11 protein-coding genes are annotated in these 11887 nt (G+C 55.4%); 5 read left to right on the top strand and 6 right to left on the bottom strand.

The genetic code is table 11. The features are described 5' to 3' along the window. Positions 1–26 precede the first annotated feature (26 nt). The 5 genes from ACQZQY_RS19990 to ACQZQY_RS19970 form a co-directional block, all read right to left on the bottom strand. On the bottom strand, positions 27–1430 hold the full coding sequence (locus ACQZQY_RS19990) for a sugar porter family MFS transporter (protein ID WP_431296271.1): 1404 nt from the start codon (positions 1428–1430) through the stop codon (positions 27–29). Between the two features lie 64 nt (positions 1431–1494). After that, positions 1495–2166, bottom strand: coding sequence for a 2-dehydro-3-deoxy-6-phosphogalactonate aldolase (locus ACQZQY_RS19985; RefSeq protein ID WP_431296270.1), 672 nt, complete (start codon positions 2164–2166; stop codon positions 1495–1497). Continuing rightward, positions 2163–3062, bottom strand: coding sequence for a 2-dehydro-3-deoxygalactonokinase (locus tag ACQZQY_RS19980; RefSeq protein ID WP_431296269.1), 900 nt, complete (start codon positions 3060–3062; stop codon positions 2163–2165). Before ACQZQY_RS19980 ends, ACQZQY_RS19985 begins: the two co-directional genes overlap by 4 nt. Before the next feature lie 117 nt (positions 3063–3179). Then, positions 3180–3911, bottom strand: a complete 732-nt coding sequence (locus tag ACQZQY_RS19975; RefSeq protein ID WP_056774317.1) for a FadR/GntR family transcriptional regulator — start codon at positions 3909–3911, stop codon at positions 3180–3182. Between the two features lie 79 nt (positions 3912–3990). Continuing rightward, positions 3991–5058: a LacI family DNA-binding transcriptional regulator gene (locus ACQZQY_RS19970; protein WP_431296268.1), complete on the bottom strand. Its 1068-nt coding sequence runs from the start codon at positions 5056–5058 to the stop codon at positions 3991–3993. Positions 5059–5340: 282 nt separating this feature from the next. Here ACQZQY_RS19970 and ACQZQY_RS19965 point away from each other — a divergent pair, with 282 nt between their 5' ends. From ACQZQY_RS19965 to ACQZQY_RS19950, 4 genes are read left to right on the top strand one after another with little or no spacing between them, the layout of a single operon-like run. Continuing rightward, entirely contained in the window at positions 5341–6516 is a 1176-nt protein-coding gene (locus ACQZQY_RS19965; protein WP_431296267.1) for a Gfo/Idh/MocA family protein, read from the top strand. 2 nt (positions 6517–6518) lie between these two features. After that, a complete protein-coding gene (locus ACQZQY_RS19960) occupies positions 6519–7595 on the top strand; it encodes a Gfo/Idh/MocA family protein (RefSeq protein ID WP_431296266.1) in 1077 nt (358 codons plus the stop codon). A gap of 14 nt (positions 7596–7609) precedes the next feature. Continuing rightward, entirely contained in the window at positions 7610–8644 is a 1035-nt protein-coding gene (locus ACQZQY_RS19955; RefSeq protein WP_122097511.1) for a Gfo/Idh/MocA family protein, read from the top strand. Between the two features lie 40 nt (positions 8645–8684). Next, on the top strand, positions 8685–10220 hold the full coding sequence (locus ACQZQY_RS19950; protein ID WP_056774337.1) for an MFS transporter: 1536 nt from the start codon (positions 8685–8687) through the stop codon (positions 10218–10220). 36 nt (positions 10221–10256) lie between these two features. On the opposite strand, the gene ACQZQY_RS19945 is transcribed toward ACQZQY_RS19950, so the two are convergent. Further along, complete coding sequence (locus ACQZQY_RS19945) at positions 10257–10778, bottom strand: GNAT family N-acetyltransferase (RefSeq protein WP_056774342.1); 522 nt, start codon at positions 10776–10778, stop codon at positions 10257–10259. A gap of 232 nt (positions 10779–11010) precedes the next feature. Between ACQZQY_RS19945 and nlpA the strand changes: the two genes are divergently transcribed. Further along, on the top strand, positions 11011–11829 hold the full coding sequence (gene nlpA, locus ACQZQY_RS19940) for a lipoprotein NlpA (RefSeq protein WP_414070673.1): 819 nt from the start codon (positions 11011–11013) through the stop codon (positions 11827–11829). The last annotated feature ends 58 nt before the right edge of the window (positions 11830–11887 follow it).

The following is an 11887-nucleotide window of genomic DNA, read 5'->3' as shown; positions in this document are numbered from 1 at the left end:
CCGCCGTCAGGAAGGGGAAAACGGGGTTAGTAAAGAGAGCTGCCGATACTTCTCAGAGGCAGGCCGGCCATCAGGTTTTTCTCGATATTTTCCAGCGAAATGTTTTTGGTTTCAGGCACGAAAAGCAGGGTGAGGATGATGCACAGGACGTTCAGCACGGCGTAGAGCCAGAAGGTGCCCGCGCTGCCCACCGAGTCGATAAGCGTCAGGAAGGTCGCGCCGATAATGGTGTTGGCGATCCAGTTCGCCATGGTGGAGCAGGTCACGCCGAAATCGCGCCCGGCCAGCGGCTGGATCTCTGAACACAACACCCAGATCAGCGGCCCGGCGCTCATGGCAAAACCGGTGATGAAAATCAGCAACAGGATGACGGCGGTGTATTGCTGCACCGGGCTGGTGATGCCGATGAAGAACATGTAACCCAGTAACGCCATGCAAATCGCCATCACGCTGAAACCGAGTTTGAGGATCGGCTTGCGTCCCCAGCGGTCCACCAGACCGATCGCAATGAACGTCGCCAGCACGTTGGTTAAACCGGCGATCACCGTGCCCCACATCTGCTGTTGGGTGGAGGCAAAACCGGCAATGGCAAAGATTTTCGGTGCGTAATACATGATGACGGTCATGCCGGTGAACTGCTGCATGAACTGCAATAACACGCCGAGGCAGGTGGAGCGGCGAAAATGACTGCTGGCACGAAACAGCTGCCAGCCGCACTGGCTTACCTTCACGCTTTCGCGGATGGCGTCCAGCTCGGTGTGCGCTTCCCTTTCGCTGGAGCGCAACAGCAGCAGCACTTTCTGCGCCAGCGCATGTTTGTTTTTCATCATCAGCCAGCGCGGGCTTTCCGGCAGGGTGAGAACCCCGGCAAACAGCACCAGCGCCGGAAAGGTGATGATGCCCAGCATCCAGCGCCAGTTGCCGCTTTGGCTGAAGGCCGTGTCGGAGAGAAACGCCACCAGGATCCCGATGGTGATCATCAGCTGATACATGGAAATCATGCTGCCACGGATATGTTCCGGCGCGATTTCAGACAGATACAGCGGTGCGACGAACGAGGCGACGCCGACCGCCGCGCCGAGCAGGAAACGCGAGACGATCAGAGTCTGCAAATCGGGGGCGAAGGCGCAACCGACCGACCCTGCGACAAAAAGCGCCGCGCCAATCAGCAGCGTTTTTTTACGTCCGATACGGGTACACATCGGGCCGCTGCACAGCGCGCCCAGCGCCGCGCCGACCATCATGACGCTGACCACCATTTCCTGCTGATGGCTGCTCAGCCCGAATTCCTGTGCCAGAAACGGTAACGCGCCCGCGATCACGCCCATATCCAGCCCGAACAGCAGACCGGCCAGTGCGGCTAAAAAACACACCAGCAACGTTTGCCGGTTGGTGCGGGGAACAGAGTGTGGAATTGCATGTGTCGTCATACGAAACCTCGGAGGTCATTTTATGTTTTTACAGGGATGTGTAGGGAAAGCAGAGTGGCCGCGGTCAGGCAGTTTTACGGCTCAGCAGCGCTTCATGCGCCTGATGCCACGCCCCCTGATAAGCCAGCGCGCGTTCGCGCAGTGCGGTCAGGGAAATGCCCGGCTGATAGAGGCCACCGCCCAGGCCGAAACCGCGGGCGCCAGATTGCAGATACCTGTGCATTTGTGCGGCATCGGCGCTGATCCCGCCGACCGGCAGGCACAGGGTTTTTTCCGGTAATACCACCAGCATCGCTTTGGTGATGGCCGGGGTGATCATCTCCGCCGGAAACAGCTTCAGGGCGCTGGCACCGGCATTCAGCGCGGCAAAGGCTTCGCCCGGCGTGGCGACGCCCGGCAGGCTGACTAAACCGAGCGCACAGGTGGCGCGGATAACCGAAAGATCGGGGTTCGGGGAGATAATCAGCTGACCCCCGGCTTCCGCCACCTGATGCACCTGACGTTCGCTGAGCACGGTACCCGCGCCGACAAAACCGTTATCACCGACGGTTTTCGCCATGATGGCGATCGACTCCAGCGGTTGCGGGCTGTTCAGCGGCACTTCCAGCCAGGTAAATCCGCATTCCAGCAGGGTACGCGCCACGCCTTCGGCTTCGGCGGGCGTCACACCCCGTAAAATGGCAATCAGCGGCAACCGGCATTGCTGCCAGCGGGTGGAAAAATTCAGTGCATTCATGTGCGTTCTCCGTTCAGGCTGCGGCAGATAGCGGCCATGCCTTCAATAAAACAGTCATTGCCGTCAGCCGGTTGCAGGCTGATGCCCATCTGGCTGGCAGCGCGGGTGTAGCGTTCGGTTAATGCCGGGGAACCGACGATCCACGCCTGCGTTTCCTGCAGGGCCAGCAGCTCTGCGCCAATGAGTAAACCGGAGAGGTAGCTGGCAACGTTTGCGGGAGGCAGCGTGCCGTCGAGCCGCAGGGTGCGCGCCGAGAACAGCGCATTGCTGAGAAACGGCGCTGCGGGCGCATGACTGACGCCAAGCGAAAAGGCGCTGGCATCGTCTGACGGCTCAGGCAAATCCCGGCCCAGCAGCGAATGGTTGAGCATCACGGCGTAGATTTCACCGGTCATAAAGGTGCTGAAATGCCGGATCTGGCCGTTCAGCAGGAAGGCATGTTTGCTGTGCGTACCGGGTAAAATCACACAGTGCTGCGCCTGCGGGTGCAGTGCCGCCAGCCCGGTCAGCTGGACTTCCTCTCCGCGCATCACGTCGGGCAGGCCGAACGCGTTTGGGCCGCTGACGCCCGCAATTATCTGGCACGGGCTTCCCCACGGCGTGTTCACCGAGGCGACCTGCGCGGCGAGCTGCTCACCTCCGGCGGGCAGGGCGACGTAAGGCACTTCCAGCCAGCCTTGCTGTGAGCCGACCATTCCCGCCATCAGCAGCGGCAGCCTGGGGTACTTGTCCAGCCACGGCTGAATCAGAGGCTGCAACGCCGCCGCAAACTGCCTGTCGGGTACGTTAAGCAGGCCGCAGGGGGCGTGAGTCGTGGCAACACAGAGGGAATCCTTCATCAGGAACGCCCGAAAATTCGAGGTTCCCCAGTCAATGGCAATCCAGTGTTTGTGCATGGCGTTCTCATTCTTGAGTTACAACAGTATAAATCTTGTATTACAAGAATGATGGGTGAGAAATAACCTTATTACTGTGAGGGAGATCGGAAGTTAGCGAATCAGGCGGGAAAAGCGTTAAAAGAAGTGCTGATACTTTTCGGGGATCTCACGCCAGATATGTTTGTGCGCGGCGCTGAGTAAGATGTGACGCATGCACTGGCGCGCCTCGTCGACCTGCTTGAGGCGAATGGCTTCGAACAGATCCCGGTGCTGCTGCACGGCATCCTGCGTCAGAGTGAGATCTTCTTCGAGGGTTTGCTTAAAGGAGAGCAGCATCGCCGCAGACAGCGCACTGCCGACGGAAGAGAGGAACGGGTTATGGCAGGCTTTGAGCACCGCCGTATGGAAAGCCAGATCGCCCTGTTCAAACTGGGCGGCAGAACCCTTTTGCTGCCCGGATTGCATGGCGTGCAGCGCATTTTCGATGGCGGCGAGATCGTTTCCGTTGGCATTGAGCGCCGCCATGGCCGCGACGTCCGGTTCGAAAATCAGGCGCGTGAGCATCAGTTGCTCAACCAGTTCGGATTCAATCCCGACGTCTTCCAGCCATGAGAGCACGTCGGCATCCAGAAAACTCCACTGCTCGCGCGGCGTGACGATACTGCGGCGCTTGGCCTGGATCAGTAACATGCCTTTTGCCCCCAGCACCTGAAGCGCGTTGCGAACCGACGTGCGCGACGCCTCGTACTGCTGCGCCAGCTCATTTTCTCCCGCAATCGGCATGCCAACGGCCAGCTCACCACGAATAATACGCAGCGCTAAATCGCGGGTAATGGATTCTGAAACGGAAGCGGTGAGTTTGTTCATGAAGTTTCCGGTGAGGCAGCGGCAACAAGCCGCCGGGTGATTAAGTCACTGTAATGGCGACATGTTACACCGCAATCTCTCATAACCCAACCGGCTGCGGATACAAGCCTTTGCGCTTCCATTTCACATCGGCCACCGACTGGCCGCTGTGGATTTTTCCCTGCAACAGCAGATTAAATTTGGCGCTGGCGGCGCGCATTAAGCGGCTTTGCAGAATATACACCGCCTCCGTGCCGAGCTCGCGGCAGGGCAGAAGCATCGAGGTGAAATTCATCGGCGTCGCGGTTTTCATCTCATGCGCGAAATCCATGCTCATCAGTGAAATATCTTCCGGAACCCGGATGCCCATTGCGGTCAGCGCTTCCAGCGTGGCGTGGGCAATCGGCGTACTGCCGCAGACAATCGCCGAGGGCAGCGTTTCCCGTTTGTGTTCGCGCAGGTATTTATCAATGCTTTCCCGCGCCTGTTCCTTGCCGTTACCTTTATTGATCAGCAAATGAGTGGCTTCATCAAAAGCAATGTGATGTTCAAGACAGGCGCGTTTGAAGCCGTCCAGACGCTGCATCATGGTTTCCCGCCGCAGATCGGTGAACAGCAATACCGGCCTGTGCCCCTTCTGGAATAAATAATGTGCCGCGCTGTAACCGATGGAATAGTGATCGGCGGAAACACAGTCGAGGCGCATTTCGCTGTCTTTCGCGTTGATCATCACCACCGGTTTATTGGATTCCGCCGCCAGCCGGTACAGCATCACATCATCAATACCGATAATAATAATGCCATCCACATCCGACTGGCTGAGCGCCTGCATGAAACCGGCGATATCCGGATCATTCACCGTCAGCGCGCATTTTCGCACGTGAATGTCGAAACGGCTGACCTCCGCCGTTATTTCCTGAATGGCTTCATAATAATAGAGATCTTCATGGGGAGAGAATGCAGCCGGTGGCGCGCAAATTAACAGAGTATTCATTAACAGGCGGCTGGCGGGAATGTCGCGCAAAATACCCATATTTCTGGCATGGGTAAATACTTTTTCTTTTGCCTGCGGGCTGACATTCGCTTTGCCAGCTAATACCCGGGAAACAGTGCTGGGAGAAAGCCCTGTTAACTCGGCTATTTGCCTGATTTTTAATTTTCCTGTCATTTTGTGATCAACGCCTCATTAGCTTATGGACTTATTACCACGTGTAACTGTTTGTAATTCATCAGCTATTCATCATCATAGCAAATCCGAAATGCCGCGCTGCAATTCCTGTCACAAATACCGATTGTTGGAAAAAAATGCCATTACTATTCTCTCAGCAATAAGTGTTGCAGCAGATTTTAAGTATTTATCCGCGCCAGATGAAATGACGAAACACGTAAAATCAGTCATTAAATCAGCAAGGTGACGGCTGCCCATCAGTCTGAAATCAGGAATAAAATAATGCTGAAAATAGCGATCGTTGGTACCGGTAATATTTCACATAACCATATTCAGGGATATTTGCAGTTTGCTGACCGTTGTCAGATTGTCGCGCTGGTGGATATTTATCCTGAGAAAGCCGAAGAGAAGAAACGGCATTACGGCCTGACAGAGGCCAAAGTCTATGCCAGCCATCAGGATATTCTCGGCGACCCGGACATTGACGTTTTTGACATCTGTACGCCGCCGTATGTCCATGCGCAAATTTCAATTGATGCGCTGACCGCGGGCAAACATGTGCTGTGTGAAAAGCCGATGGCGGCATCATTACAGGAATGCGACGCGATGATAAGCGCTGCGCAGGCGAGCGGCAAAACGTTGTCGATCATTGCCCAGAACCGCTTTACCGATGCGTTCTGGCGGCTGAAAAAAGTCATCGATTCCGGCGAAGCGGGCAAAGTCTGCCATGCGCAGGTGGACTCTTTCTGGTGGCGTGGCCACTCGTATTACGATTTGTGGTGGCGCGGCACCTGGGAAAAAGAGGCGGGTGGCTGCACGCTCAATCACGCTGTTCACCATATCGATGCGATTCAGTGGATGCTGGGTTTCCCGTCGGAAGTGGTCTCGATGATCACCAATGCCGCGCACGACAATGCCGAAGTGGAAGATCTCTCGGCGGCGATTTTCAAATATGACTCCGGTGCGCTGACCCAGCTGACCGCCTCGGTGGTGCATCACGGCGAAGATCAGAAGATGGTGATCCAGGGCGAGCGCGCGCGGATCTCGGAGCCGTGGGACACTTTCGCCAGCATTTCTGCACCTAACGGTTTCCCTGTCGAAGCGCGTGATACGGCGCGGGAAAACCGTCTCAACGACATTTATCAGTCCATTCCTGCGCTGACGTACACGTTGCACACCGGTCAGATCGACAATTTCCTCACTGCGCTGGAAACCAAAAGCGCACCGCTGGTCGACGGCGTGCAGGGCAAGCGCTCGCTGGAGCTGATCGCCGCGATTTATAAATCCGCCATCACCCGCAGCATTGTGACGCTGCCGATTTTGCCGTCGGATCCTTTCTATCAGACCGGCGGGCTGGTATCGCTGGCACCGCACTTTTATGAGAAATCCGCCTCCGTGGAAAACTTCGCCAATGAAGAGGCGATCCCGCTGGGCAAAAACATGGATAAAGGAGCCTGAAGATGAGCATTCAAGACGGGATGAACTATGCGCCGGTCGGGAAACCGCAGCCGGTGGTGAAGCCGGGCGAGTTTGTGATCGCGGCGGCGGCGCTGGATCACGGGCATATTTACGGCATGTGTAACGGGCTGATTGAAGCCGGTGCCAGCCTGAAATGGGTTTACGATCCGGATCCGGAAAAGGTGCAAAAATTTGTCAGCCAGTATCCGCAGGTGGCGGTGGCAGATTCACTGGAAACGATCCTCGCCGACAGAGAAGTTCAGCTGGTGGCGGGCGCGGGCGTGCCTTCTGAACGCTGCGCCCTTGGGCTGAAAGTGATGGAGGCCGGTAAAGATTATTTCACCGATAAAGCACCGCTGACCACGCTGGAACAACTGGCCGCGGCGAAAGCCAAAGTGGCTGCCACCGGGCGAAAATATGCGGTTTATTACAGCGAGCGGCTGCACGTTGAGAGCGCGGTTTTCGCCGGACAACTGGTGCAGGAAGGGGCGATCGGGCGGGTTATCCAGACGCTGGGCACCGGGCCACACCGCGAAGGCGAAGGCCGCCCGGACTGGTTTTACGAACGGGAAAAATTCGGCGGCATTCTGTGTGATATCGGCAGCCATCAGATCGAACAGTTCCTGTTTTACACCGGCAACCGCAACGCCCGCGTGGTCGCCGCGCAGGCGATGAATTTTAACCATCTGGCGTCCCCGCGTTTTGAGGATTTCGGCGACGCGATGCTGGAAGGCGACAACGGCGCACGCGGTTATTTCCGCTGCGACTGGTTCACGCCAGACGGGCTGAGCACCTGGGGCGACGGACGTCTGACGCTGCTGGGTACCGAAGGCTACATCGAGATGCGCAAATATGTCGATATCACGCGCGGCGAGCAGGATGTGGTGTATCTGGTGAATCAGCAGGGCGAGTTCCGCTATCCGGTATCAGGAAAAGTGGGCTTCCCGTTCTTCGGCCAGCTGATTCTCGATTGCCTGAATCGCACCGAAAACGCCATGACCCAGGAGCATGCGTTTAAAGCCGCCGAGTTGTGCGTGCGGGCGCAGATGCTGGCAAATCAGGCGGGACAATCGGTGTAATCCGGAGGCGCGTCATGAAAACCATTAATGCGGCCATCATCGGTTGCGGGGCCATTCACACCTGCCATGCCGGGGCGATCCTGCAAAATCCGGCCAGCCGTTTACAGGCCATTGCCGAATGCGATGTTGAAAAAGGCCAGGCGCTGGCGCAGCAGTATCAGTGTGCGTTTTACGCCGATTACGCCGAAATGCTGCGCGATCCGCACATTGACGTGGTGCATATTTGCCTGCCGCATTATCTGCATCAGGAGGCTATTCTCGCCGCACTGGCGGCGGGAAAACACGTGTTTACCGAGAAACCGGCGGTACTCAATCCCGGCGAAATCAAGGCGGTTAAAAAAGCGCTGACCGACTCGGGAAGGCTGCTCGGGGTGTGTTATCAGAACCGGCTTAACCCGTCGAGCCAGAAAATCCACGCGCTGCTGGCAAGCGGCGCGCTGGGCAAAATGCTGAGCATTAAAGCCGTGCTGACCTGGTCACGCGGCGGAACCTACTACAGCCAAAGCCCGTGGCGCGGGCATTTCGCGACCGAAGGCGGCAGTCTGCTGATCAATCAGGCGATCCACACACTGGATCTGATGCAGTGGTTTGGCGGCGGCGTTCGGGCGATAAAAGGTGTGGTGGACAGCCATTTTCTGGGGGAGGTGACCGAGAACGAAGACACCGCCATGGCCAGCCTGATACTGGCGAATGGTGCACGCGGGCTGTTTTATGCCAGCAACTGTCACAGCACCGATTCCCCGCTGCTGCTGGAAATCCACTGTGAAAACGGGCTGCTGCAACTGCACCACAACGCGCTGTGGCTGATCTCAGGAGAAAATAAAACGCTGCTGGTCAGCGATCACAGCCCGGCAGGCCAGGGGAAAAGTTACTGGGGCGACAGCCATCGCCAGGCCATTAATAATTTCACGCACTCTGTCCGGTCTTTCGAGAACAGAAACCTTGAAGATGATAATTATACCTCTCTGGATGAGGCCGATATTTCCCTCAAGATGGTTGAGGCGATTTATCGTTCCTCACAATTAAGACAATGGATCACGCTTGAATAAATAATATTAATAATAACCCTACATTCACAGGATAATAAAAATGAAGCCTACTGAACGCAGAGTCGGTTACGGCACGGCCATAGGTTATGGCGTGACGGATTTATTTGGTGGCGGTGCATTCGCCGTTATTGGTACCTGGCTTTTATTCTTTTATACGACCTATTGTGGATTATCCGTATTAGAGGCCGGGTCAATATTCGCCATTGCCCGCGTCATCGACGCCATATTAAGTCCGATCATGGGCTACATCACCGATAATTTCGCCAACACCTGGCTTGGGAAAAAGTTTGGCCGCCGCCGGTTTTTCCTGCTGATCAGTTCGCCGCTGATGTTCCTGTATGCGCTGGTCTGGGTAACCGACATGAGCTACTGGTATTATCTCGGCACCTATCTCTCTATCGAGTTGCTTTCGGCCATGGTGCTGGTGCCGTGGGAGACGCTCTCTTCTGAAATGACCAACCGCTTTAGCGAACGCACCCGCCTGTCAGGCGTACGCATGATCTGCTCCCAGCTCGGTGGCCTGCTGGCGGTGTCGATCCCCGGTGTGATTATGCAATTCACCGGTAAAGATAATCCGATGACGTACACGTATACCGGTATTATTTTCGCCTGTATTTTCTGCGTCGCGGTCTTTACCACCTGGATGTGTACCTGGGAAGCCAAAGACGTGCGGGAAGAGTTTGAGCCGGAACCGCTGGGCGCAAACAGCGGCGGATTGCTGCACCATTTAAAAAGCCTGGCGCTGGATCTTCTTTCCTCCTTTAAAATACGTATGTTCCGCCAGCATATTATTATCTATATTTTCTCTTTTACCGCACTGGACGTATTTGGTGCCGTCTTTACTTATTACGTGGTGTACGGATTACATCTGAGTGCGTCGGCGGTATCGGGATATTTAACCGTCGCGGCATTAGCCTCCGTGCCTTCCACCTTTATTTTTATGATGCTGCTGGAAAAAATCAATATGTCACCTTCCGGCGCATTACGGCTGGCTTACGGCATTATTTTCTGCGTACTGGCATTCCTGTTTTATGTGTATATCACCGAAATGACGGTGTCTGTTTTGCTGTTCTCGGCAGTGTTCGCGGTGTTCGGTTTTGCCCGCGCCGGGCTTTATTATATTCCGTGGAATATCTACAGCTTTATTCCCGACGTGGATGAAATCGTCACCAAAAAACGTCGCGAAGGGATATTTGCCGGTGTGATGGTACTGACCCGAAAAAGCACCGTGGCGCTGGCAATTATGCTGATCGGCATCGTGTTGCAGGAGAGCGGTTTCGTTAAAGGGCAGGGGATGCAACCGGTCAGCGCGCTGCATGCGATTATCGGGCTGATGATATTCGCCACCGCCGCACTGCTGGCCGTCAGTTTTTACATGACATTCAAATTTAAACTGACGCGTGACACCCATAAAACGCTGATCAAAGAGGTGGCGCGTCTCAAACTTGGCGGCGATCTTGCAGACTGCACGCCGGAGTGCCAGAAAGTGATCAAAGACCTGACCGGCTATGAGTACAGTGAAGTCTGGGGCGCAGGGGCCAGGGGAAAAGTGCTACGCAGTGAAGTGACGGGGTAGCGTGAAGAGGCGGGCAGCGCGGCTGCCCGCTCACCGCTACTGCGCGGGCAGGGTCTGATTTCCGTCTCCCAGTGCGCGCTGCATAAATACGGTATCCAGCCAGCGGCCATGCTTGAAACCCACCGAGTGCAGGGTCCCTTTTATCTGAAAACCTGCCGCGAGATGCAGGTTGATCGACGCGGTATTGTCGCTGTCGCCGACGTTTCCAATCAACTGACGAAAGCCGTGAGTTTCCGCCCAGTCGATGGCGCGGCGAAGCAGCGCTTTACCCGCTCCCCGTTTCTGAAAACCGGGATCAATATAAATAGAATCTTCCAGCGTGAACCGGTAAGCGAAACGCTCGCGATAACGGCCAAGATAGCAAAATCCTTTCACTTCCCCTTCATGCAGCACCACCAGCCACAGCAGACCGGCCTCTTTGATTTTTTTCAGACGGGCGGAGATTTCACTTTGCTCAGGCGGTTGAGTCTCGAACGAGGCCGTTCCGTGAATGACGTGCCAGGCATAAATTTTTTGCATCGCGGGAACATGTTGTTCATCCGCCTCAATAATTTCCATTCTTCCTGCTCCGCAGAGGGTGCCAAATCACTACTTTTTGCGTAAACAGGGCCCGAAGGCAAACTGTTTTTGACAGGTATAAGTAAAACGTCTGGATACCCCCTGCCGGCCGCTGTTCTGTGTTTATACTTTTTTCTTCTTATCGATACTTTTTTGGTTTTTAAATCACCGTCGGTCCTCCTGTTATAGTCAGTGTCTTTGCACATTAGCGCTTATTTTTTAAGGATAAAGAGTGAAACTGACAACCTCTCATTTTCGGGCCGGAGCCCTGGTTTTGCTGGCGGGTTTACTGCTGGCAGGCTGTGACCAAAAAAGCAGTGATGCGAAACATATTAAGGTCGGGGTGATTAACGGCGCCGAGCAGGATGTGGCGGAAGTGGCTAAAAAAGTCGCCAAAGAGAAATACGGTCTTGAGGTCGAGCTGGTCGGTTTCAGCGGTTCGCTACTGCCGAACGATGCCACCGAGCATGGCGATCTGGATGCGAACGTCTTCCAGCATCGCCCGTTCCTTGAACAGGACAATAAAGCGCATAACTATCATCTGGTCGCCGTCGGCAATACCTTCGTTTTCCCGATGGCCGGTTATTCAAAGAAAATTAAAACCGTTGATCAACTCAGCGAAGGCGCGACGGTCGCGATCCCGAATGATCCGACCAATCTCGGGCGTGCGCTGTTGCTGCTGCAAAAAGAAAAACTGATCACCCTGAAAGAGGGAACCGGCCTGCTGCCGACGGCGCTGGATATCACTGCAAACCCGCATCACCTGAACATTATGCAGCTGGAAGGTGCGCAGTTACCGCGCGTACTGGACGACCCGAAAGTTGACGTGGCGATCATCAGCACCACCTACATTCAGCAAACCGGACTCTCGCCGGTGCATGACAGCGTGTTTATCGAAGATAAAAACTCTCCCTACGTCAATATTCTGGTCGCGCGGGAAGACAATAAAGATGCGCAGAACGTGAAGGAGTTTCTGAATTCTTACCAGTCGCCAGAAGTGGCGAAGGCGGCAGAGAAAATCTTTAACGGTGGCGCGGTGCCAGGGTGGTAACAGGCGGTTGAGGTGTCAGACAGGCGCTGAACCGTGCCTGTCTGACCGAAGCGTCACA

Source organism: Rahnella sp. PAMC25559, assembly GCF_050632365.1.
GTDB lineage: Bacteria > Pseudomonadota > Gammaproteobacteria > Enterobacterales > Enterobacteriaceae > Rahnella > Rahnella rivi.
The sequence above is the reverse complement of the archived record's forward strand: the minus strand, read 5'-3'. Positions and strand labels throughout refer to the sequence as shown.

Coding starts and splice junctions, on each gene's coding strand:
- ACQZQY_RS19965 (WP_431296267.1), top strand. CDS start 5,341: ATGCTGAAAATAGCGATCGTTGGTACCGGTAATATTTCACATAACCAT.
- ACQZQY_RS19980 (WP_431296269.1), bottom strand. CDS start 3,062: ATGCACAAACACTGGATTGCCATTGACTGGGGAACCTCGAATTTTCGG.
- ACQZQY_RS19960 (WP_431296266.1), top strand. CDS start 6,519: ATGAGCATTCAAGACGGGATGAACTATGCGCCGGTCGGGAAACCGCAG.
- ACQZQY_RS19970 (WP_431296268.1), bottom strand. CDS start 5,058: ATGACAGGAAAATTAAAAATCAGGCAAATAGCCGAGTTAACAGGGCTT.
- ACQZQY_RS19985 (WP_431296270.1), bottom strand. CDS start 2,166: ATGAATGCACTGAATTTTTCCACCCGCTGGCAGCAATGCCGGTTGCCG.
- ACQZQY_RS19950 (WP_056774337.1), top strand. CDS start 8,685: ATGAAGCCTACTGAACGCAGAGTCGGTTACGGCACGGCCATAGGTTAT.
- ACQZQY_RS19945 (WP_056774342.1), bottom strand. CDS start 10,778: ATGGAAATTATTGAGGCGGATGAACAACATGTTCCCGCGATGCAAAAA.
- ACQZQY_RS19955 (WP_122097511.1), top strand. CDS start 7,610: ATGAAAACCATTAATGCGGCCATCATCGGTTGCGGGGCCATTCACACC.
- ACQZQY_RS19975 (WP_056774317.1), bottom strand. CDS start 3,911: ATGAACAAACTCACCGCTTCCGTTTCAGAATCCATTACCCGCGATTTA.
- ACQZQY_RS19990 (WP_431296271.1), bottom strand. CDS start 1,430: ATGACGACACATGCAATTCCACACTCTGTTCCCCGCACCAACCGGCAA.